The 20,613-nt window shown below is 68.8% G+C and carries 27 protein-coding genes, 1 tRNA gene and 1 pseudogene; 15 read left to right on the forward strand and 14 right to left on the reverse strand.

Annotated features, from left to right (window positions below; translation table 11 throughout):
- From SSOG_RS28000 to SSOG_RS28040, 10 genes and pseudogenes are all read left to right on the forward strand, one after another.
- A pseudogene (locus SSOG_RS28000) lies at positions 1 to 231 on the forward strand (beta-ketoacyl synthase N-terminal-like domain-containing protein); the annotation flags it as partial.
- Between the two features lie 7 nt (positions 232 to 238).
- The gene (locus SSOG_RS28005) at positions 239 to 1,192 is read left to right on the forward strand and encodes an ACP S-malonyltransferase (protein ID WP_039938879.1); all 954 of its coding nucleotides are present in this window, start codon (positions 239 to 241) and stop codon (positions 1,190 to 1,192) included.
- 23 nt (positions 1,193 to 1,215) lie between these two features.
- On the forward strand, positions 1,216 to 1,470 hold the full coding sequence (locus SSOG_RS28010) for an acyl carrier protein (protein WP_009717626.1): 255 nt from the start codon (positions 1,216 to 1,218) through the stop codon (positions 1,468 to 1,470).
- Between the two features lies 1 nt (position 1,471).
- Entirely contained in the window at positions 1,472 to 1,882 is a 411-nt protein-coding gene (locus SSOG_RS28015) for a 3-hydroxyacyl-ACP dehydratase FabZ family protein (RefSeq protein WP_009717627.1), read from the forward strand.
- Entirely contained in the window at positions 1,879 to 2,367 is a 489-nt protein-coding gene (locus SSOG_RS28020; protein WP_009717628.1) for a 3-hydroxyacyl-ACP dehydratase FabZ family protein, read from the forward strand. Before SSOG_RS28015 ends, SSOG_RS28020 begins: the two co-directional genes overlap by 4 nt.
- A gap of 4 nt (positions 2,368 to 2,371) precedes the next feature.
- Positions 2,372 to 3,115 carry a 3-oxoacyl-ACP reductase FabG gene (fabG, locus tag SSOG_RS28025; protein ID WP_009717629.1) on the forward strand — a complete coding sequence of 248 codons (744 nt, stop codon included), beginning with the start codon at positions 2,372 to 2,374 and terminating at the stop codon, positions 3,113 to 3,115.
- A gap of 62 nt (positions 3,116 to 3,177) precedes the next feature.
- Positions 3,178 to 3,912, forward strand: coding sequence for a 2-hydroxychromene-2-carboxylate isomerase (locus SSOG_RS28030; RefSeq protein ID WP_009717630.1), 735 nt, complete (start codon positions 3,178 to 3,180; stop codon positions 3,910 to 3,912).
- 125 nt (positions 3,913 to 4,037) lie between these two features.
- Positions 4,038 to 4,406: an alpha/beta hydrolase family protein gene (locus tag SSOG_RS56405; protein ID WP_009717631.1), complete on the forward strand. Its 369-nt coding sequence runs from the start codon at positions 4,038 to 4,040 to the stop codon at positions 4,404 to 4,406.
- A 55-nt stretch (positions 4,407 to 4,461) separates the two neighbouring features.
- Positions 4,462 to 4,968, forward strand: coding sequence for an alpha/beta hydrolase family protein (locus SSOG_RS56410; protein ID WP_245606396.1), 507 nt, complete (start codon positions 4,462 to 4,464; stop codon positions 4,966 to 4,968).
- Between the two features lie 51 nt (positions 4,969 to 5,019).
- On the forward strand, positions 5,020 to 6,774 hold the full coding sequence (locus SSOG_RS28040) for an acetyl/propionyl/methylcrotonyl-CoA carboxylase subunit alpha (RefSeq protein WP_009717633.1): 1,755 nt from the start codon (positions 5,020 to 5,022) through the stop codon (positions 6,772 to 6,774).
- A gap of 69 nt (positions 6,775 to 6,843) precedes the next feature.
- On the opposite strand, the gene SSOG_RS28045 is transcribed toward SSOG_RS28040, so the two are convergent.
- A complete protein-coding gene (locus tag SSOG_RS28045) occupies positions 6,844 to 7,755 on the reverse strand; it encodes an alpha/beta hydrolase (protein ID WP_039938881.1) in 912 nt (303 codons plus the stop codon).
- Between the two features lie 226 nt (positions 7,756 to 7,981).
- Between SSOG_RS28045 and SSOG_RS28050 the strand changes: the two genes are divergently transcribed.
- Both SSOG_RS28050 and SSOG_RS28055 read left to right on the forward strand, forming a co-directional pair.
- Positions 7,982 to 8,797 (forward strand): 4'-phosphopantetheinyl transferase family protein, encoded by an 816-nt coding sequence (locus tag SSOG_RS28050; RefSeq protein ID WP_245606397.1) that lies wholly within the window; start codon positions 7,982 to 7,984, stop codon positions 8,795 to 8,797.
- A 22-nt stretch (positions 8,798 to 8,819) separates the two neighbouring features.
- Positions 8,820 to 9,677, forward strand: coding sequence for an alpha/beta fold hydrolase (locus SSOG_RS28055; RefSeq protein WP_009717636.1), 858 nt, complete (start codon positions 8,820 to 8,822; stop codon positions 9,675 to 9,677).
- Here the strand turns inward: SSOG_RS28055 and SSOG_RS28060 are convergent.
- Positions 9,674 to 10,315, reverse strand: coding sequence for a TetR/AcrR family transcriptional regulator (locus SSOG_RS28060; protein ID WP_009717637.1), 642 nt, complete (start codon positions 10,313 to 10,315; stop codon positions 9,674 to 9,676). The genes SSOG_RS28055 and SSOG_RS28060 overlap by 4 nt on opposite strands.
- A 65-nt stretch (positions 10,316 to 10,380) precedes the next feature.
- Here SSOG_RS28060 and SSOG_RS28065 point away from each other — a divergent pair, with 65 nt between their 5' ends.
- Positions 10,381 to 11,040 carry an O-methyltransferase gene (locus SSOG_RS28065; protein WP_009717638.1) on the forward strand — a complete coding sequence of 220 codons (660 nt, stop codon included), beginning with the start codon at positions 10,381 to 10,383 and terminating at the stop codon, positions 11,038 to 11,040.
- A 36-nt stretch (positions 11,041 to 11,076) separates the two neighbouring features.
- Positions 11,077 to 11,295 carry a DUF2277 domain-containing protein gene (locus tag SSOG_RS28070; protein WP_039941841.1) on the forward strand — a complete coding sequence of 73 codons (219 nt, stop codon included), beginning with the start codon at positions 11,077 to 11,079 and terminating at the stop codon, positions 11,293 to 11,295.
- A 34-nt stretch (positions 11,296 to 11,329) separates the two neighbouring features.
- Here the strand turns inward: SSOG_RS28070 and SSOG_RS28075 are convergent, their stop codons facing one another.
- The 12 genes from SSOG_RS28075 to ehuB all read right to left on the reverse strand — a co-directional run bounded on the left by SSOG_RS28075 (position 11,330) and on the right by ehuB (position 19,927).
- Positions 11,330 to 12,025, reverse strand: coding sequence for a contact-dependent growth inhibition system immunity protein (locus SSOG_RS28075; RefSeq protein ID WP_009717640.1), 696 nt, complete (start codon positions 12,023 to 12,025; stop codon positions 11,330 to 11,332).
- 14 nt (positions 12,026 to 12,039) lie between these two features.
- On the reverse strand, positions 12,040 to 12,339 hold the full coding sequence (locus tag SSOG_RS28080; protein WP_009717641.1) for an RNase A-like domain-containing protein: 300 nt from the start codon (positions 12,337 to 12,339) through the stop codon (positions 12,040 to 12,042).
- A gap of 14 nt (positions 12,340 to 12,353) precedes the next feature.
- Positions 12,354 to 12,917, reverse strand: coding sequence for a hypothetical protein (locus tag SSOG_RS28085; RefSeq protein WP_009717642.1), 564 nt, complete (start codon positions 12,915 to 12,917; stop codon positions 12,354 to 12,356).
- 20 nt (positions 12,918 to 12,937) lie between these two features.
- A complete protein-coding gene (locus tag SSOG_RS28090; protein WP_039938885.1) occupies positions 12,938 to 14,740 on the reverse strand; it encodes an RNase A-like domain-containing protein in 1,803 nt (600 codons plus the stop codon).
- The gene (locus tag SSOG_RS28095; RefSeq protein ID WP_009717644.1) at positions 14,740 to 15,090 is read right to left on the reverse strand and encodes a WXG100 family type VII secretion target; all 351 of its coding nucleotides are present in this window, start codon (positions 15,088 to 15,090) and stop codon (positions 14,740 to 14,742) included. Before SSOG_RS28095 ends, SSOG_RS28090 begins: the two co-directional genes overlap by 1 nt.
- Positions 15,091 to 15,142: 52 nt before the next feature.
- Entirely contained in the window at positions 15,143 to 15,541 is a 399-nt protein-coding gene (locus SSOG_RS28100) for a WXG100 family type VII secretion target (RefSeq protein ID WP_039938887.1), read from the reverse strand.
- 243 nt (positions 15,542 to 15,784) lie between these two features.
- Positions 15,785 to 15,861 (reverse strand) — tRNA-Lys (locus SSOG_RS28105).
- A gap of 77 nt (positions 15,862 to 15,938) precedes the next feature.
- Positions 15,939 to 16,700 carry an IclR family transcriptional regulator domain-containing protein gene (locus SSOG_RS28110; protein WP_009717646.1) on the reverse strand — a complete coding sequence of 254 codons (762 nt, stop codon included), beginning with the start codon at positions 16,698 to 16,700 and terminating at the stop codon, positions 15,939 to 15,941.
- Positions 16,701 to 16,832: 132 nt separating this feature from the next.
- Positions 16,833 to 17,603, reverse strand: coding sequence for an ectoine/hydroxyectoine ABC transporter ATP-binding protein EhuA (ehuA, locus tag SSOG_RS28115; protein ID WP_009717647.1), 771 nt, complete (start codon positions 17,601 to 17,603; stop codon positions 16,833 to 16,835).
- Between the two features lie 22 nt (positions 17,604 to 17,625).
- Complete coding sequence (ehuD, locus tag SSOG_RS28120) at positions 17,626 to 18,276, reverse strand: ectoine/hydroxyectoine ABC transporter permease subunit EhuD (RefSeq protein ID WP_009717648.1); 651 nt, start codon at positions 18,274 to 18,276, stop codon at positions 17,626 to 17,628.
- Positions 18,273 to 19,016, reverse strand: coding sequence for an ectoine/hydroxyectoine ABC transporter permease subunit EhuC (ehuC, locus tag SSOG_RS28125; RefSeq protein ID WP_009717649.1), 744 nt, complete (start codon positions 19,014 to 19,016; stop codon positions 18,273 to 18,275). Before ehuC ends, ehuD begins: the two co-directional genes overlap by 4 nt.
- On the reverse strand, positions 19,013 to 19,927 hold the full coding sequence (ehuB, locus tag SSOG_RS28130) for an ectoine/hydroxyectoine ABC transporter substrate-binding protein EhuB (RefSeq protein ID WP_009717650.1): 915 nt from the start codon (positions 19,925 to 19,927) through the stop codon (positions 19,013 to 19,015). The genes ehuC and ehuB overlap by 4 nt, the downstream gene beginning before the upstream one ends.
- A gap of 131 nt (positions 19,928 to 20,058) precedes the next feature.
- On the opposite strand from ehuB, the gene SSOG_RS28135 reads away from it, so the two are divergent.
- A complete protein-coding gene (locus tag SSOG_RS28135; RefSeq protein ID WP_009717651.1) occupies positions 20,059 to 20,568 on the forward strand; it encodes a DUF3830 family protein in 510 nt (169 codons plus the stop codon).
- Positions 20,569 to 20,613 lie beyond the last annotated feature (45 nt).

The following is a 20,613-nucleotide window of genomic DNA, read 5'->3' on the forward strand; positions in this document are numbered from 1 at the left end:
GAGGGCGAGGCCGAACGCGCCGCTCTCGCCGACGCCCTCGGCGGCCACCAGCCGCCGCGGGTGGCGACGGCCGACGCGATGGGCGACACCTGCGCCGCCGCCGCGGCCTTCCAGATCGCGGCCGTCCTCGCGCTCGCCGAGCGCGGCGGGATCGCCCCCGGCAGCCCCGCCCTGGTCACCACGGTCGACCGGGACGGCGTGGTCGGCGCGGCGCTGCTGCGGATCCGGTGAGGCGCCGATGAGCACGAGGAGCGGGGTGCGCACGGCGCTGGTCTTCCCCGGACAGGGCGCCCAGAAGGCGGGCATGGGCCGGGCGTGGCGGGACACCGCGTCCTGGCCGCTGGCGGCCGAGATCTCCGAGCACACCGGAGTGGACGTCGGGGAGCTGCTGCTGACGGCCGACGACGACACGCTGCGCCGCACCGATCTGGCCCAGCTCGCCGTCTTCGCGTACCAGGTCATCGTCCACCGCGAGGCGGCCGCCGCCGGGCCGGCGGGCGAGGTGGCCGCGTACGCCGGGCACAGCCTCGGCGAGTACACCGCCCTGTACGCGGCCGGGGCGCTGCCGCTCGCCGACGCGGCGCGGCTGGTCGCCGCCCGCGGCCGTGCCATGCGCCGCAGCGCCGAGCGCACCCCCGGCACGATGGCCGCCGTCGTCAGGCTCGACGCCGGAACCGTGGACGAACTGACCGGCCGGGTACGGGCGGAGGGGCCACAGGTCTGGGTCGCCAACATCAACGCCCCCGGCAACCTCGTCGTCTCCGGCACCGCCGAGGGCGTCGACCGGCTCGCCGTACTGGCCGCGGACAGCGGGGGCAAGGTTCTCCGGCTCGCTGTCGGCGGCGCGTTCCACAGCCCGCTGATGGCCGCCGCCGCGGACGAGCTGCGCACAGCCCTGGCCGCCGTGGAGTTCGCCCCCGCGCACACCCCCGTCGTCGCCAATGTGGACGCGACGCCCCACCACGGCGGCGAGCGGTGGCGGGACCGCGAACTCGCCCAGCTCACCAGCCCGGTGCGCTGGGAGGAGAGCGTCCGGACCCTCGCGGACGAGCTGGGCTGCGCCCGGTTCGTGGAGCTGGGCCCGGGACGCCAGCTGACCGGAATGATCCGCCGGATCGCGGCGGACGCGGCGACCGTCCCGGTCGAATCACCCGCCGCGCTCACCGCCCCCACCAGCCCGCAAGCCCCCTGAGCCCGAGACCGGAAGGAACCCCCATGGCCGACGCCACCGCCGCGCTGGACCTCGACGAACTGCGCACCTTCGTCGCGGAAGTCCTCGATGTAGAAGAGGAGGAGGTGACCGACGAGGCCGACTTCGTCAAGGATCTCGGCGTCGACTCGCTCATGGCCCTGGAGGTCATGGTCGAGCTGGAGAAGAAGTACGCGGTGAAGCTGGAGGAGAAGGAGATGAAGAGCATCACCACCCTCCGGAAGGTGCACGACCTGCTCGCGTCGAAACGGGAGAAGTGAGGTGACGGCGACCGCGTGCGGACCGGTCGACGGCACCGTGGAGGTGACCGACCCCGGCGTCCCGGGGGAGCGGCCCGCCCGGTGCGTGGCCGTGGTCGGCGGCACGGAGAAGGTGTTCGCCGGTCACTTCCCCGGCTTCCCGATCTTCCCCGGGGTGTGTGTCGTCGAGTACGTCCAGCGCGGCGCCCTCGCCACACTGCCCGAGCCGGGGAGTGCCCTGGCGGCGGTCGAATCCGCCCGCTTCCTCGGCCCGGTCTTCCCCGGCTCCACCCTGAGCTGCGAGTTCACCTGGTCACGGGACGACGCCACGGGCGGCTGGCGCTGCCGGGCCGAGGCCACCACCGAGCGCGGGCTCGCCGCCCGCGTCCGGCTGCGCTTCACGGCCCCTGCCGGACGGGAGGCCACCGGATGATCACCGTGGACCAGATCAAGCGGGTGCTGCCGCACCGCTACCCCATGCTGCTGGTCGACCGGGTCACCGAGCTGGTCCCGGGCGAACGCGCCTCCGGGCTCAAGGCCGTCACCTGCAACGAGCCCTGGTACGAGGCCGTACCCGACGACGCGCCCGCGGAGGCGTACCACTACCCCTGGACGGTGCTCCTCGAATCCTGGTGCCATGTGGCGGGGGTGCTGGTGGCCTGGGAGGAGCCCAATCCGGATGTGCTGGAGGGCATGGCGATGCTGCTCGGCGGGGTCACCGACGCCGAATACCACCGCCCGGTCCTCCCCGGCGACGTGGTGGAACACCACGTCCGGCTGGCCCGGCAGGTCGGGGAGACGTACATGTTCGAGGGCGAGAGCCTGGTCGGGGACGCGACCGTGCTCTCCGTCGGGCGGCTGGTGATGACGATGCGTCCGGCGGCCGAACTGAAGGACCCGGCAGGAGAGGTGACGTAACACCATGTCCGACGTGCACACCAAGGTGGCCCTCGTCTCCGGCGGCTCGCGCGGCATCGGCCGCGCGACCGTGCTGCGGCTGGCCCGGGACGGCTTCGACGTGGCGTTCTGCCATCAGTCCAGCCCCGACGCGGCCCGCGCCCTGGAGGCGGAGGCGGCCGGGCTCGACGGCGGGCGGGTGGTCGGCCGGCAGACGGACGTACGGGACGCGGACGCGGTGCGCGACCTCGTGGCGTTCACCGAGAACCGGCTCGGCCCCATCGACGTCGCGGTGGTGTCCGCGGGCATCGCGCGGGACAATCCGCTGCTGTTGATGAAGGACGAGGAGTGGCGGGGCGTCATGGAAGTCAACCTGGACGGCACGTACCACATATGCCGTTCGGTGGTATTCGGCATGATGAAACGCAAGTCCGGATGCATCATCAACATCTCCTCGGTAGCGGGTGTGCACGGCCATGCGGCACAGTCGAATTACGCGGCCTCCAAGGCCGGGATCATCGGCTTCACCAAATCGCTCGCCAAGGAGGTCGGACGGTACGGCATCCGGGCCAATGTGGTCGCGCCGGGCTTCGTGGAGACGGATATGACGGCGGCGCTGTCCGAGAGTGTCCGCAAGGAAGCGGAGCAGAGCATCCCGCTGCGCCGCTTCGGCCGCCCGGAGGAGGTCGCCGACATGGTCGCGTACCTGGTCGGGGCGGAGTACGTGACCGGAGCGGTGTTCCAGGTCGACGGTGGCATCGTGATTTGAGCGAGTGAGCGAGCGGGTGGCGGTCGGAGCGATCCGAACGGTCCCGGTGAAGGGGGACGGACATGACGGCCAGGCGCAGTAGGGTGCCGCGCTTCTATTTCAATTTCCGCAGCCCGTACAGCTGGATCGCCTACCGTGATCTTATGGACCGCTTTCCGGATGTCGCACAGGTGGTGGAATGGCACCCCTGGTGGGAGCCGGACGCGGACTGCGAGCGCCGCATGGCCGAGCACCGGCGGTCTTTTCCGTACACGGCGATGTCACGCGACAAACATCTCTATATCCTTCAGGACGTGCGCCGCCTGACCACTGATCGCGGGCTCGCCGTCACCTGGCCGGTGGACCGGGACCCGGTGTGGGAGGTACCGCATCTGGCGTATTTTCACGCACTGGACGCGGGCCGCGGCCCCGGGTACATCGAGCGGGTCTACCGGGCCCGCTGGCAGGAGGGCCGGGACGTCTGCGACCGCGAGGTCATCGCGGACCTCGCCACAGGGCTGGGCCTCACCGACGAGACGGCGGACCGGATGGCCCGCGCCGCCGACGACCCGGAACTGCGTGCCGGGCGCGGGCTCGGGGCGCTGCTGGACCTCAGCCGGGACGGGGCGTTCGGCGTGCCGTTCTTCACCCTCGGCTACGACAAGTACTGGGGCGTGGACCGGCTCCCGGCGTTCGCCGGGGCGGTCCGCTCCCGCGCCGCGCCGACCCCTGTTCCCCTTGATCCTGAGCCACCGGCCGACGCGGACTTCGTGGCCGCCCGGTCCGGCGACCAGGGCCACGCCGGGGGGTGCGGATGACCGCCCCTACCCCCGCGTAGCCGTCATCCTTACGTACCCGCCCCTCTGCCCCACCGCACGGCACCGACCGAGACGAGACCGCCCTGACCGCCGACGGACACTCCACCCCCTCCTGGAGGACGCCGATGCCCGAGCCACCCCGGACGCCGGTGCGGCCACCCTCGCGGGGGTCCCGCGCCCTCTCGGTCGCGGCGCTGCCGATAGCCCCGCTGTACGGGGCGTCGCTGGCGTATCTCGCCTTCCATCCGCGCGACCGGACCCAGCGGGAACACCCCCGGGACCACGGGCTGCCCTGCACCGACCTGGAGATCCCGTTCGCCCGCCGCAAGCGGGTGCACGCCTGGCTCTGCCCCGGCTCCACGGAGAAGGTCGTGGTGCTCGGCCACAGCATGGGCGCGGGCAAGGACCACAGCCTCGGCCACGCCAAGTTCCTGCACGACGCCGGGTACACGGTCTGTCTGTTCGACCACCGCAACCACGGGGGCCAGCAGTGACGACCGGGCGCTGTTCGGGCTCGGCGACCGGTTCGCGGGCGATGTCACCAAGGTGGTGTCCTGGCTGCGCGACAAGCAGGGGTACGGCACGGCGCGCATCGCCGTCTACGGCTTCTCCTTCTCCTGCTTCTCGGCCATGTGGGCGCTGACCCACGACGGTTTCGAGTTCGACGCGCTGGTGTGCGACAGCGGACCGGGGCACGACGTCCCGCCGCTGCTGCGCAAGTACCTGGAGGCGGAGGCGCTGCCGATGCCGCCCGTGCTGAGCGGCGAACCGTCCCGTTCCGTGGTGACCCGCACGTTGTGCGCCCTGGGGCCCGCCATGCTGCGCGCCCAATGGCCACCGCCCACGACCGGCAAGTTCGCCAAGATCCCACTCCTGTTCATGTCGGGCGAGCACGATGCGATCGTGCCGCCCTCCTCGGTGGACGCGCTGGCCGAGCGCTATGCCCAGGCCGAGACGCACGTCCTCCCGGGAGCCGAGCACCTGCTCGGGCTGCAAAGCGATCCTGATGGCTACGCGAGCGTGGTACTGGATTTCCTCAAGCGGGCCCTGGGATAGCAACGTGACCGTCCCTGCCGGACGGCAACTTCTTAAGAGGGAAGAGAGAGCATGCAGAAGGTGCTCATCGCCAATCGTGGCGAGATCGCTGTCCGTGTTGCCCGTGCCTGCCGGGATGCCGGGATCGCGAGCGTAGCCGTCTACGCCGATCCGGACCGGGACGCCGTTCATGTGCGCGCGGCGGACGAGGCCTATGCGCTGGGCGGTGACACCCCGGCCGCCAGCTATCTGGACCAGGCCAAGGTGCTGGCCGCGGCCGCCGAGTCCGGCGCGGACGCCGTCCACCCCGGCTACGGCTTCCTGTCGGAGAACGCCGAGTTCGCCCAGGCGGTCCTGGACGCCGGGCTGACCTGGATCGGCCCGCCCCCGCAGGCCATCCGCGACCTCGGCGACAAGGTCGCAGCCCGCCATATCGCCCAGCGCGCCGGAGCCCCCCTCGTCGCGGGCACCCCCGACCCCGTCTCCGGTGCCGACGAGGTCGTGGCCTTCGCCGAGCAGCACGGCCTGCCGATCGCGATCAAGGCCGCCTTCGGCGGTGGCGGGCGGGGGCTGAAGGTCGCGCGCACGATGGAGGAAGTGCCCGAGCTGTACGACTCGGCCGTCCGCGAGGCGGTGGCCGCCTTCGGCCGCGGCGAATGCTTCGTCGAGCGCTACCTCGACAAGCCCCGCCACGTGGAGACCCAGTGCCTGGCCGACACCCACGGCAACGTGGTCGTCGTCTCCACCCGCGACTGCTCCCTCCAGCGACGCCACCAGAAGCTTGTGGAAGAGGCCCCGGCGCCGTTCCTGAGCCTGGAGCAGAACGCCCAGCTGTACCGCGCCTCGAAGGCCATCCTCAAGGAGGCCGGATACGTCGGCGCGGGGACGGTGGAGTTCCTGGTGGGGATGGACGGCACGATCTCGTTCCTGGAGGTCAACACCCGTCTCCAGGTGGAGCACCCGGTGACGGAGGAGGTCTCGGGCATCGACCTGGTGCGGGAGATGTTCCGTATCGCGGACGGTGAGGCCATCGGCTACGACGATCCGCCGCTGCGGGGCCACTCGTTCGAGTTCCGCATCAACGGCGAGGACCCGGGCCGCAACTTCCTTCCGGCTCCGGGGACGGTGACCGTGTTCGACCCGCCGTCCGGTCCGGGGGTGCGGCTGGACGCGGGCGTGGAGTCGGGGTCGGTGATCGGCCCGGCGTGGGACTCGCTGCTGGCCAAGCTGATCGTCACCGGCGCGACCCGCGCACAGGCGCTCCAGCGTGCCGCGCGCGCCCTGGCGGAGTTCCAGGTCGAGGGCATGGCCACCGCGATCCCCTTCCACCGGGCCGTGGTCGCAGACCCCGCCTTCACCAGTGACCCGTTCGCGGTCCACACCCGCTGGATCGAGACCGAGTTCACCAACACCATCGCCCCCTTCGCCGCGGCCCCGGCCGCCACCGACGAGGACGAGGCCGTCGGGCGCGAGATCGTGGTGGTCGAGGTCGGCGGGAAGCGGCTGGAGGTCTCCCTGCCCGCCTCCCTCGGCGTGGCCTCCGCCCCGGCGGCCGGTGGGTCGAAGAAGCCCAAGCGCAAGGCGGTCAAGAAGGGCGGCTCCGCCGCCTCCGGCGACGCCCTGGCCTCCCCGATGCAGGGCACCATCGTCAAGGTCGCCGTCGCCGAGGGCGACACCGTGGCCGAAGGCGACCTCGTCGTCGTCCTCGAGGCCATGAAGATGGAACAGCCCCTCAACGCCCACCGCGCGGGGATCGTGAAGGGCCTGAACGCGGACGTCGGCGCGTCCGTCAGCTCCGGTGCCGTCATCTGCGAGATCAAGGACTGACGCTTTTCTCACTCATCGGCAGGCCCCACCCCGTCAGCGGGGGAGGGGCCTGCCGATGTTCCGGTGCGTCTAGTCCTTGAGCGTCCGCTCCAGGAAGCCCAGCACTGTGTCCGCGTACACATCCGGCTGGGTCTTGATGCCCTGGAGATGGTCGGTGTCCGGCAGCGTGTGCACCTCGGCCAGCGGATAGCGCTCGCCCAGCGCGTGCACGCCCGCGGCCGGGATCATCGTGTCGCGCTCACCGGCCAGGAAGAGCATCGGCGTGCGCTCGTACGCCCCCTCCGCCGCCGGCGGCCACTGCACCCGCAGCATCGCCAGGGCCGACGACGCGGCGACCGTCTCCAGGGCCTTCCGGGAGAGCCCGGTGCGCAGCGGGCCGGGGATGGGCAGCCCGTCGGCCGCCACGAAGTTGCGGAACAGGGGGGAGAGTTCGAGTGCCGGGCCGCTGTCGCAGATCACCGCGTCGACCGGGCAGTCCGCCGCCCGCCCCAGCAGGTAGAAGGAGGGGAAGGCGGAGATGGAGAAGCCGAAGACGGCGAAGCGCGCCGCCGCGTACTCGTCCCTCGCGCGCAGATGCTTGATGACCGCCACCACATCGTCGGTGTGACGGTCGCTCATGCCCCAGCACGCCGGGTCCGAGACGCTCTTGCCGTGGTTGCGGTGGTCGAACAGGGCGACCGTGTAGCCCGCCCGGTTCAGCATCGCCGCCTGCGCCAGGCTCGCCGACTTGCTCAGGCCCAGCCCGTGGCCGAGCACCACCACCCGTTCCGTATCGCCCTCACAGAGCCACACATGCAGCCCGCGCGGCTTCCCGTTCAGCGGAACCTGGACATCGGTGCTGGTCAGGCCCAGGTCTTCGGGCTTTTTGTGATGCGGCCGCCGGGGCGGGTGATAGATGAAGTACGAGAGGAAGGCGCCGTAGAGCGGAGCCACCGGGAGCGTCGCCGCGGAGGCCGCCTTCGTCAGGAATCCCGTCGCCATGTCGCAAACCCCCATCACAGATCGTGCCCGGTCGTGCGCGATCGTAGTGGTGTCACCCGGGGGCCGGGTCGGCCGGGAACCGAACGTGTCCGAAGTCACCGGGCGTTCCCGTACGGCAACGTCGCGTCGCGGCACGGGCGTTGCCGGTGCGGCGGGCGGGTACCGTCCTCGGTGGACGGACGCCGGACGGCGGACACGGATGAACTCCAACGGAGGTAACGGAACAGTGCCGCTCATACGCCCGGCCGACGACTCCGCCCCCACCGCCGCCCCCTGGGGCCCGCTCGCCGCCCCGCCCCGCCCGGAGGACCGCCCCGGCCCCGGCGAGGTCGCCGTATGGCTGCTGCACATCCCGCCGTACGCCGCCGCTGCCGCCGCGGTCGCGGACCGGACGCTGGACGCGGGCGAGCGCGAGCGCGCCGCGGGGATGCGGCACGAGACGGCGCGCGAGCGCTACACCACCTCGCATGTGGGGCTGCGGACCGTGCTCGGCGGCTATCTGGGGACGGACCCGGCGGACATCGAGTTCACCCGCGAGACCTGCGGCATGCCGGACTGCGACAAGCCCCACGGCCGCCCCGCCGTCGCCGGTGACGGCACCCTGGCGTTCTCCCTCTCCCACGCCGGGGACGCCGCGCTGTGCGCGGTGTCGGGCGGCGCGCCCGTCGGCGCCGACATCGAGGAGCGCAGCCCCCGGCGCACCGGCGCCCGGCTCGACGGTCTGATCGGCCAGCTGCACCCCGGCGAGCGCGCGGCGATCGCCGCGCTGCCGGACGAGGAGCTGCGGGAGCGGGCGTTCATGAGCTGCTGGGTGCGCAAGGAGGCGTATCTGAAGGGCATCGGGACCGGGTTGCCGGGCGGGCTCCGCACCCATTACGTGGGCCTCGCGGAGGAGCTCGGCGCCCCGGTCCCCGACGATGTGTCCACCCCGCCCGGCTGGGCCCTCGCCGACCTGCCCGCCCCGCCCGGCTACCACGCCGCCGTCGCCGTCCGCACCGACTCCGTCCCAGCTGTGACCTTTGCCGGTCTTCGGCTGGGGTGACGGGTCGGGTACCTTCGGGCATATGGCGCATCGTGACGAGGTGGAACTCTCCGCAGGCACCATCGAGTACGAGGACACCGGGGGTGAGGGACCGGTCGCGGTCCTGCTGCACGGGGTCGCCATGGACGGCTCGCTGTGGCGCGAGGTCGTCGCCGGGCTCCGTCCCGGCGTCCGCTGCATCGTCCCCACCCTGCCGCTGGGCGGCCACCGCCGCCCCATGCGCCCCGACGCCGATCTGTCCGTCCTCGGCGTGGCCCGGCTGGTCGCCGAGTTCCTGGAGCGGCTGGATCTCAGGGACGTCACCCTCGCGATGAACGACTGGGGCGGCGCCCAGGCCCTCGTCGCCGACGGCCGCGACGAGCGGATCGGACGGCTCGTCATCACCTCGTGCGAGGCGTTCGAGAACTTCCCGCCGGGCCTGCCGGGCAAGAACCTCCATACCTCCGCCCGCCTCCCGGGCGGTCTGCGCACCGCGTTCGCCCTGCTCAAGCTGCGCCCCCTGCGACGGCTGCCGATGACCTGGGGCTGGATGACCAAACGCCCGGTGCCGCCGGAGCTGATGGACGCCTGGTTCCGGCCGCTGTGGACCTCCCCGGAGATCCGCCGAGACCTGCGGAAGTACGTGCTCGGCGTGCCGCCCGCCGCGGAACTGCTGCGCTGGGCCGAGCGGCTGCGCGCCTTCGACCGGCCCGCGCTGGTGGCGTGGGCGTCCGAGGACCGCGTGATGCCCCCGGAACACGGCCTCCGGCTCGCGGCCCTGCTGCCCCAGGGCCGCCATGTGGAGATCCCCGACAGCTACACCCTGATCCCGGTGGACCAGCCCCACCGGCTGGCCGCGTTGATGCGCACCTTCATGCTGGACGGCGGCGCGGCGGTCTAGCTCTGCCCGTGGCGCCGTAGGAAGGCATCCACGAGCCGGTCGGTGAACTCCTCGCCGACGGGCTCGTCGGTCACCAGCACCCGGTAATAGACGGGGCCCATGAGCTGGTCGATCTCGGCCGCCAGATCCAGCCCGGACGGCAACTGCCCCCGCTCCACGGCCCGCTCCAGCGGGAGGCGGTCGCGGCGGCGCTGCTCGTCGAGGTAGCGGGCGCGGAAGTCCCGGGCGAACTCCGGATCGTGCTGGGCCTGGGCGATCAGGGCCCGGAAGACGGCACCGGAATCGGACGCGCTGAGGAACCAGGCCAGTTGGCGCAGATAGCCGCGCAGATCGACGGCGAGGTCACCGGAGTCCTGCTGGGTGAGGTCCTTGGCCGCGTCCTGGAGGAAGGCGTCCATGAGGACGGCGGTCTTGGTGCTCCACCAGCGGTAGATGGTCTGCTTGGCGACCCCTGCCCGGGTGGCGATGCCCTCCATCGTGACGCCCGCGAAGCCCTTCTCCACGAGCAGGTCGTCGGCCGCGTGCAGCACCGCCAGCCGGGCCTGTTCGCTGCGCCCGTGCCGATTGCCGTGGTGGCGCGGTGCCGTCGTCGGGCCGGTGCCGCCGGCCCCGGTGGTGTGTGTTGTCGCGCGTGCCATCTCGCCTCCCCGGACAGCATATCCATTGCTAGACAAGACTCAACGTCGCGTCTACTCTAACCGTCATGACACACACCAACACGCTTGCCGATCCCCGGGTCGAGACCGCCCTCAGCCGGATGTTCGCGCTCGCCGAGCAGGACGAGGCCACGGCCGCGCGCCTCGGCGGACTGACTCCCGAGTCCACGCCCCACCAGGAACTGGCCGACATCGCGGCCGGGATCTACATGCCGATATCCGCCGAGGGCGGGAAGCTGCTCTACAACCTGGTCCGCGCCATCCGCCCGGCCACCGTGGTCGAGTTCGGCATGTCCTTCGGGATCTCCACGCTCTATCTGGCCGCCGCCGTGCGGGACAACGGCACCGGGCGCGTGGTCACCACCGAGATGAGCAAGGAGAAGATCGCCGAGGCCCGCCGCACCTTCGCCGAGACCGGTCTGGACGACCTGATCACCGTGCTCGAAGGGGACGCCCGGGAAACTCTCGCCGACCTCGAAGGCCCCCTGGAGCTGGTCCTGCTCGACGGCTGGAAGGACCTGTGCCTGCCGGTGCTGCGGCAGCTCGAACCGCTCCTGCGGCCCGGCGCCCTCGTCGTGGCCGACGACGTCGACCAGGGCGAAGGGCTGCTGAAGCCGTACCTCGACTACGTACGCGACCCCGCGAACGGCTACCGATGCGTGACGTTCCCCATCGAGGACGGCATGGAGATCAGCTGCCGCCTCTGAGCCGCGTTGTCGGACCCGCGGCGTACCGTCGTGGGTATGTGCAGATCCATCAAGACGCTCCGCCCGCCGTATGCCGAATCGGTCACCGAGGAGGACATGCGCGCCGCCGCGCTCCAGTACGTACGCAAGATCAGCGGCTTCCGCCAGCCCGCTCCGCACAACGCCGCGGCCTTTGACAAGGCGGTCGAGACGATCGCCGCCGCCACGGGGGAGCTGCTGAGCACGCTGGAGGTAAGGGGCGGCCGCATAAGCTGAGCCGTTCCCGGCCGCTGTCGTGCACGGCGGGAGCTCACCCTCCAGTCGTGGAGGGAGGGCCGTAGTCGGGGTACTCCGTGGTGAGGCGGTCGGCGATGAGGGCGAGCCAGCCACTGGGGGAGTAGGGGGCCGGCGGATCCACTTCCATGCCCAGCTCGGCGAGCGCGATGGCGTAATCGCTCTCGTCGATAGGGAGGGCGAGGAGTTCATGGAGCTCACCGCAGAGTCGCGCGACGAGGCCGGGATGAGTGGTGGCGCGGTAGTCCTGGAGCGCCGCGTCGTGGTCGTCGAACTCGTCGGGCATGTCTTGGGAGTACCAGCTGCCGAGTAGTTGGGCGAGTTCGGGGTAGTGCGCGTGCCACTCCCAATGTGTGATGGGGAGGACGGTGGGCGGGGGGACCTCGCCGTTGTCGATGCTGTGTTTGAGGTGGTCGGCGAGGCAGACGAGCCAGCCCTGAACATCGGCGTCGGTGAGGCCCACATCGGGGACGGTGTAGTACTCGCCGAGACGGACGCGTAGGCGGCCCGGTGGGTTACGGGCGTATTCGCGCAGCTGATGTTCGGCCACTGCGATGGCCCAGGGGCGTGTCTGCCAGGTGTGGCGGAGGTAGGCGTTGAGAGCCCGGCTGCGTTTCTCAGCAGTGTCGTCAGCGGGCTCACCGAGGTAGGCACGCATGACCTGGTCCAATTCGCCGTATCGGCGGTCGTGCTCGATGGGCTTCAGCGGCATGCGGGGGACGGCCTCTACAGATAGATGGGAAAGGTGGCGTGCACAGTGAAGCCGTGAGGGCTGGCGGGGTCGCGTTTGAGGACGACGCGGGCAGCGTGCACGTCCACCGGGTCGCGATTGGCGAGCATCATGGCTTGCAGCAGCACTCGGCCGACGGGTTCATCTCGGGAGGGCCACGCAGCCTCGACGGTCAGCCGCTGCCGGGTGCCCTGCGCAAGCCAGCGGTGGATAATCTGCTCATTGAGTGTCACCACCTGCTGGGTGCACCACTGGGCGGTTTCCCTGTCGGGATACGTGGCGGTTCGCGTCCGCATGACCACGCCTCCTCTCAGTACGCGTTGAAGGACCAGAAGACACCGACCTCGGTCTCGGAGACGACGACGAGCCCGAGGTCCATTATGAAGTCGGTGAATTCGACGCCCGCCGAGGTCTTCGTGAAGAAATCCGGGTCACGCGTCGTGCGAGCACTGATGGAAGTGGTGTAGCACGCGGGTGTGGCGCCATACCTGGAAAGAAGGGTGCGCGAATCCGCCAAAAGCTCTCCCCGCCGGTCCGGGAAGTCCGGGATGTTCTTCACGCTGAACCAGTCGTCCGTCATCGTCACGAGCAGGTGGGAGGCCGATGTCACGGTGATTTCGTGGAGGTGTTCGGCAAGATAGTCCGTGGTGATTGACCGGAAGGGAAAGGCAGGTCCGTGCTCGGTTTGGTCATGCTCGATTTCCCAGTCCAGCGATATCCATCCGCGCGGGTCCTCGACTTCGCGTTGCAGGACGGCGATGACGTCCTGATGCCAGTCGGGGTGCTTCCTCGGGCCGGTGATGACGAGCGAATACTTGTCATCAAACAGGCGCAGCGCCGCGGAATTCCAGGAGTCACGTTCCAGAGGGGACATCCGGGTTCCTCATCGATGAGTCAGGCGGTGGGCATGGAGGTTAGTACGACGAACGGGGGGTCCAGTCTGTCATCATACTTGAGGATGGTCCTGACCCCCTTGACGGGAATGGCCCGTGCATTGACTCCGTCGTTCTTGAAGCCAGAGTTGTTTTCGGGGTTCGGCTGCTTCGTGACGCTCCGGCCACTGTTCTCGCCGTTGGGGGCTGTGCATTCGAATGCTTCTGGCGGGTCGTTGTTCGTAGGAGGTGGCGGTCCGTCCAGCCATTTCTTGATATCGCTTGAGTTCTCATCAATGTTGTACTGCGTGAATTTTTGCGCTTTCTGCATGTTCTCGAAGGTGGAGGCACCGCCGATCGACGGCCTGCCGTGCGGCCACGAACCGGTGGGAGGGGCGCCTTGGTCTCGTAGCCGCTGAGCAAGCTGGGCATCGGTCTTTCCGATGTGCTTGTCGACCGAGTGCGCGTTGTCCATCCATTCATGGCTCGCCAGGTCGATACGGTAGACACCCTTCTTCGTGTCCTCCGCGTTCGTCCATGGATGACGGTGCTTGAAGTCGTCCAGGGACCGGGCGCCGAACCCCTCGGCTCGGGCCTCCTCGGCCTGGTAAGTGGGGGCGCTGAGATAGGCCTCGTCAAGCGCGTCCATCAGTCCGTCGAGCCTCTTGGCGATGTTGTCGACGGTTTCGTTGTATGTGTCGACTGCTTGGTTGACGCCGGCGTAATCCATATGTGAGCGAAAAGAAGTGACCGCCTTCGTGGTGACGTTGATGGCGGCAGTGACAGGCGTGAGCTTGAGGAAGTCGTCCCAGGACGGCGTGGTCCAGTCCTTGAGCATGTCCTTCACCATCTCCTTGCCCGCGTGGACGGCGGCGGCTTCGGAGACCTTTGTCAGCGCTGCGGCAGCGTCCACCAGATCGTGGCACGCCTTTGACATCGCCTCCGCGGTGTCGCTGAGGACCTTGAGTATGGGTTGCCGGTCCTTGGGGGCAACTCCCTTGTTGGTCTTCCAGTCGTACCCTTGCCCGTTCCGTGTGCCTCCCCATGCGGTTGTCCCCCATATGCTTTGACAGAACGTGTTCATCGCGTCCTGCCACTCGTTATTCTTTTCGTTCGTGATGGTGCCGATGTGCCCGGAGAAGTTGTCTCCGGCCTTGAGTGCTGCTTTCCCGACGTCTTTCCAGTAGCCCGCTATGTCTTTTAGTTCCCCCTCGAAGGAGTGCGCGCCGGGAGTGACTTCGTACATCTTTCCGAGACGAAGCCCCTTGTCGATGACTTCCTCGACGCAGTCGGCGAGGAAGTCGGGTATGTTGCCGATGCCGCGGACGATGGCACTGTTTGAATCGGCGTTGGTGCCGCGCCATCTGAGGTCGGCTACCGCTCCGTAGTCGGGCGCCTTGTTGATGACGGCCGGTGGATCCTTGCGCGGCGGCGGGCCGTACTGCTTCTTGTTGTTGGTCCAGTCCGCGGCCACATAGTTGTTGGCCGTCGCGGTCAGGCCAACGGCCGCGCCACCGACGCTCACCACGCTCTTGCCCCACACGTCCAGGAAGCGTTTGGCCACCTTCGCGTACGAAGCGGCGAAGGCATCGGGCCCGCTCCCGCGGCCGGCCAACTGCTCGTGACCGCTGAGCTTGTCGACGAGGTTCTTGGCTCCGTCGTTGTAGGTGAACTGATCGTCCCGGATGAGGTACGACGCGTAGTAGACGTGCGAGGGCGTGATGTCGAAGCCGCCCCCGCCGCCTGCCGGTGCTGTTCTGAGCGCCTCGCGTTCCTTCTTCCGTTCGGCCTTGCTGGGCAGGCCGTTGGACGCGCCGCTTCCCATCAGCGGCCACCCCAGCCGCGCAGTACGGCCCTGTGTGCGGCCGCGTAGTTGACGTGTCCGGTAACGACCACGTCGTGGAGCCAGCGTTGGGCAGCTTCCATGTCCTGCATGGACTTGTCCCACGAGTCGAGAGAGTCGACGAACATGTCGCGGGCTTCGCCCTCCCAGGTGAGCACGACCTTCTCAGTCCGGGCGTACAGCTGCTCCAGCTTTTGGTTCAAGTCCTTGAGGATGCTCTCGAGGTCACCAGCAAGCTCGTACATTTTGCTGAACGTGACCGATATGGACTCCTCTTCCGGCACCCTGCCCCCCGTGAGAGTTGTGTTCATGCCGACTGCGACGTCGATCATCCAATTTAGCCTGAGGATCCGACAGGTCGGAGCACCTCATGCTGACGTGGATTCAGAAGTCATCCAGCTTGCTGCGAGGTGCATCTGTCGGGGTCGAGGGCGGGTTGTCGTCGGCCATGGCGAAAATTTCGCGCCGGCCCTCGGCTGTCTTCTGTAGTTGCTGAAATCGGTGCATGATGTCCAGCTCTTGTGCGGTGAAGCCGCTTCGGCTGAGCTTCATCGCTTCCTCGATGAGGATGAGCATCTCCCTGATGCGGGCCGCGTCCTCGTTGACGCTCTGCTGGAGTCCCTTGTAGGCGGAGGCGGCGGGGCTCTTCCAGCCCCCGTCGACGCCGTCGACGAGCTCGTTGAGGTGGGTGATCTTCTTTTTGAGGTAGCGCTCCATCGTGTCGAGGTCTGCGATGAGGGACGCCAGGTCCTCGTCCTTCGTGGCAAGCCTGTCGTGACCCACGCTGCGTCTCCCTGCGGTCGAGGCGATGCGTTGCTCGGGCGGGCGCCGCCCAGCAACGCATCGTGTCATGGGTAGTGCCCGCAGGACCCTGGGCCCGTGCACTGTGGGGACGTCGGTGCATGGTTGATCGACGACGCCGGAGGGCAGTCCGGAACGGGGTGCCAATGCACTCGGCGGGTGCCTCGAAACAAGACTGGGCGTCCTCGGGAAAACCGAGAACGCCCAGGTCAGCTACCTGATCAGTGGTGCGCCGCCAGGGACTCGAACCCCGGACCCGCTGATTAAGAGTCAGCTGCTCTAACCAACTGAGCTAGCGGCGCCTGCTGACGACGTAAATACTACCTGGTCCGGGAGGGTGCTTTTGACCAACATCGGCGATCAAGGTCAGCGATCAAGGTCAGATGGTCAGCGAGAGCAGCATCGGCGCCGCCTCGCGATTGAGCAGGTAGGCGGCCTGCCGCAGCCGGTGCGCGCGCTCCAGAGGGAGGGACAGGGCCAGGCAGCCGACCGTGTGTCCCGCCGTGACGGGGACGGCCGCGCAGACTGTGCCCACGGCGTACTCCTGGAGGTCGAGCACGGGCACGGTGGGCGGCTGGCTGTCCAGCTTGCGGAAGAGGACCTTTTCGCTGGTCGTCGTCCGCGAGGTGAGCCGCACCGTCTTGTGGCGGGAGAGATGGTCCCGGCGGCCGTCGTGGTCGAGCTGGGTGAGCAGGCACTTTCCGACGGCCATCGCATGGGCGGCGGCGCGGAAGTCCACCCACTCGTTGACCTTGGGCGTATGCGGGCTGTCCGCATACTGCGTGATCTTGACTTCGCCGTCCACATAGCGGCTGAAGTAGACCGCCGCGCCCACGGAGTCGCGGAGTGCGCCGAGCGACTTCTGGAGCTTGTCCTCGACGGCCCGCCCGCGCCCCGGCACCCCGGTGTCCAGCAGGGTGAGGGACGCGCCGCCGATGTACGCCCCGTCGGCGATCTGCTCCACGTATCCCTCGCGGCGCAGCATCCGCAGCAGCTCGACGAGCCGGTCGCTCGGCAGCCGGGTCTCGCGGGCTATCCCGGAGTGGCTCACCCCGCTGGAGTGCCGGGCGACGACCTCCAGGATGCGCAGGGCGTGCCGCACCGAGCGGAGCGGTGCGATCGGCTCGGGCCCCAGCACCACGGCGTCCCCTCTCGCAGGTGGTGGCTTCGTACCACGATAGCCGCCAAGGGGGCGATATGGAGCGGAAGTTGAGCGATGGCATGTGCCACCGTCAAGCCGCCCACATCGCCCCCTCTCGCCTGAGGGGCACCGTCAGAGCACGGCGCTCAGGAACTCCCGGGTCCGCTCGTGCTCCGGCTCCGAGAAGATCTTCTCCGGCGGGCCGGACTCGATGACCCGACCGGCGTCGAACATCAGCACGTCGTCGGAGATGTCCCGCGCGAAGTTCATCTCGTGCGTCACGCACAGCATGGTGATGTCCGTCGTGTGGGCGATGTCCCGCAGGACGTCCAGCACCCCGGCCACCAGCTCCGGGTCGAGCGCCGACGTCACCTCGTCCAGCAGCATCACCTGCGGCCGCATCGCCAGCGCCCGGGCGATCGCCACCCGCTGCTGCTGCCCGCCGGACAGCTGCGTCGGGTACATGTCGCACTTGTCGCCCAGACCGACGAGGTCGAGCAGCTCCCGCGCCCGCTCCTCGGCCTCGTCCTTGCCCAGGCCCAGGACGTGCACCGGGGCCTCGGTGATGTTCCGCAGCACCCGCATATTGGGGAAGAGGTTGAACTGCTGGAAGACCATGCCGATCTTCTTGCGCACCTCACGGGTGTGCTTCTCGCCGGCCGGGACCAGCTTGCCGCCCTTGTCCTCGTGGGTGAGGTAGTCCCCGTCGACCTTGATCGTGCCCTCGTCGGGCTTGAGCAGCGTCATCAGCAGCCGCAGGATCGTGGTCTTGCCGGAGCCGGACGGGCCGATGAGGGTGACGTGCTTGCCCGAGGACACCGAGAAGTCGAGGTCGTCCAGGACGATATTGCTGCCGAAGCGCTTGGTCACCTTGTCGAAGCGGATCAGTTCACTGCCGTCCACGGCAGGATTCGTGTGGTCGGTTTCAGTGGCCAAGACGACGCTCCAGGGCTCGCATGAGAAGAGATGCCGGATAGGCGATGAGGATGAAGGCGATGCCGACCATCGTGAACGGCTCGATGTAGTGGAAGGACGACGAGGCCTCGCCCCGCGCCTTCTGAAGCATGTCGACGACGCCGATCAGCGCGAGCATCGGCGAGTCCTTCAGCATCGCGATGACGTAGTTGCCGAGCGCGGGCACCACGCGGCGGATCGCCTGGGGAAGGATCACCGCCTGCCAGGTGCGGCCCCGGGAGAGGCTGAGCGCGGTGGCCGCCTCCCACTGGCCCACCGGCACACCGTCGATACCGGCCCGGTAGACCTCGGCGGTGTACGTCGAGTAGTGCAGCCCGAGCGCGATCACACCGGTGGTCAGCGCCGAGAACTTGATGTCCCAGGTGGGCAGCACATAGAAGAAGAAGAACAGCTGCACCAGCAGCGGGGTGTTGCGGATGAACTCCGTCACCGCCGCCACCGGCCACTTCACGAAGCGGCTCGGCGAACGGAACGCCATCGCCCACACCAGCCCCAGCGCGAACGCCAGGATCGAGCCGAGGGCGGTGGCCTCCAGCGTGATCAGCAGCCCGTGGCCCAGCTGCGGGAGGAAGTCCCTGGCCACGTCCCAGTCCCACTTCACTGGGCACCTCCTCCGACGACGATGTTGCGCGACTGCTCGGTCTCCTGCTTGCCGATCAGCTTGCGCGTGACCAGCGAACCCTTGGGCGGAGCCTGGCCGATGTTGGCCTTGGCGCGCCGCTCCAGCAGCCGCATCAGCCGGGTCAGGATGAACGCCAGCACGAAGTACAGGACCAGGATGATCGAGTAGATCTGCGCGCTCTCACCCGTCGCCAGCCGGGACAGCTGGGCGGCGAAGGTGATGTCGGCGACGTTGACGGCCGAGACCAGCGCCGTCGCCTTCAGGATCTCGATCAGCAGGTTGTTGAACGGCGGGATCATCTCGGGGATCGCCTGCGGCAGGATCACCCGCCGCATCCGCTGCGCCGGGGTGAAGCTGAGCGCGATGGCCGCCTCACCCTGTGCCGGTGCCACGGAGGCGATCGCGCCGCGGACGATCTCGGAGCCGTACGCCCCGTAGTTCAGCCCGATGGCCAGCACCGCCGCCCACATCGGGAAGAGCTGCCAGCCGAAGGCCAGCGGCATCACGAACGCGAGCCAGAACATCAGCACCAGGGCCGACGTACCGCGGAAGATCTCCACGTACGCGCCGGTGAGGAAGCGGACGAACCGCAGCCTCGACGTGCGCGTCATGCCGATGCCGAACGCGACGGCGAGGGCGAAGGCCGCGCTGAACAGGGTCAGCTGGACCGTGATCCAGACGCCCGGAAGAAGCCAGTGTTCCCACAGCCCGGCCGTCATTTGCACAGCTCCTCGGCGGTCAGATCGGTCATCTCGCCCTCGGTGAACCCGAAGGGCCGCACGATGCGCAGCAGCTCACCGCTCTTCTTCATCTTGTGCAGTTCGACGTTGAAGGCATCCCGGAGCTTGGTCTCCTCCGGGCGGAACGCGAAGCCGCCCGCCCCGATGTCCGGTTTGCCGTCGAGCATGGCCTGGAACGGTTCGGTCGCCTCGGCCCGCTTGCTGTTCCGCTGCTTGACCACGTTGTGCACGGTCACGGTCGTGCCCGCGAACACATCGGCCCGGCCCTGCTCCACCGCCAGCAGACCGGCCAGCTGGTCCGGGAGGATCAGCATGTCGCTCTCCTTGACCCCGGCGTTCTTGGCGTAGTCGATCTCGGCATAAGCGGTGCCGGTGGCCATTTTGGCCTTCTGCTTGACGATGTCGTCGTAATTGTGCAGGTTCTTCGGATTGCCCTTGCGGACGATGAAAGCGTCCCGCATGCGGTAGTCCGGGTCGGAAAAGATCACCTGGGCGCAGCGTTCGGGATTGATGTACATCCCCGCGGAGACCACGTCGAACTGCTGCGAACGGAGCCCCGGAATCAGGGAGCCGAACTCGGTCGGCACCGGCTGGACCTTGTCCACCCCCAGCCGCTTGAAGATGACCTTCGCGATCTCCGGCGCCTCACCGGTGAAGTCGCCATTCTTGTCGATATAGCCGAATGGGATCTCCCCCGCAATTCCCAGTCGGACCGTCCCCTGCGCCCTCAGGCGCTCCAGCAGATTGCCCCCGTCCTTGGCGTCTGTGCTGGACACCCGGCTACAGCCGACCGCGCCCAGCAGGCCAAGGGCCGCCCCGCCGACCAGAAGCGATCGACGGGATGCCCCTTTTGCTCTGCTATCGATGTCTTTCCCACGTGGTGGAGCCATGGGCGCGCGGCTACCCGAACCCACGAAATATATGCAGGTCGTTTCCAGCCCTTGATACAGACGATGCTGGGTATGCCCCCTGGGGTAGGACTGGTGAAGGACTGGTTCCGAAGCGACCTGGAGGAATGTCGATGGTTGACCGAGCCGACCGGTTCATCGAGGTCTCGCTCGACAAGCGCGGAGTGACCTGTACCGCGAAACTCCTCGATGACCGCGCGCCGATCACCTGCGAGGCGGTGTGGAACGCGCTGCCGCTGGGGGGCGACGTGTACCACGCCAAGTACGCGCGGAACGAGATCTACGCGCTGCTGGCACCCTTCGCTCCCGAGGAGCCCCCACTGGAGAACCCCACGATCACCCCCATCCCCGGGGACCTGTGCTACTTCACCTTCTCCGACACCCAGCTCGGCACGAAGTCCTACGGCTATGAGACCCAGGCCAAGCACCAGGGCAAGCGCCAGGTGATCGACCTCGCCCTGTTCTACGAGCGGAACAACCTGCTCATCAACGGTGACGCGGGCTGGGTCCCGGGCATCGTCTGGGGCTCGGTCGTCGACGGCCTCGACCGCATGGCCGACGCCTGCCAAGACCTCTGGCGCGCGGGCGCCCTGGGCGAAACCCTGAGCTTCCGCCGAGCGTAGGAAGTCCAGCCCCGCCGGCGATTGAGGAGCGGGGTCCGGGGCGGA

This window comes from Streptomyces himastatinicus ATCC 53653, assembly GCF_000158915.1.
In the GTDB taxonomy this organism is placed as follows: Bacteria; Actinomycetota; Actinomycetes; order Streptomycetales; family Streptomycetaceae; genus Streptomyces; species Streptomyces himastatinicus.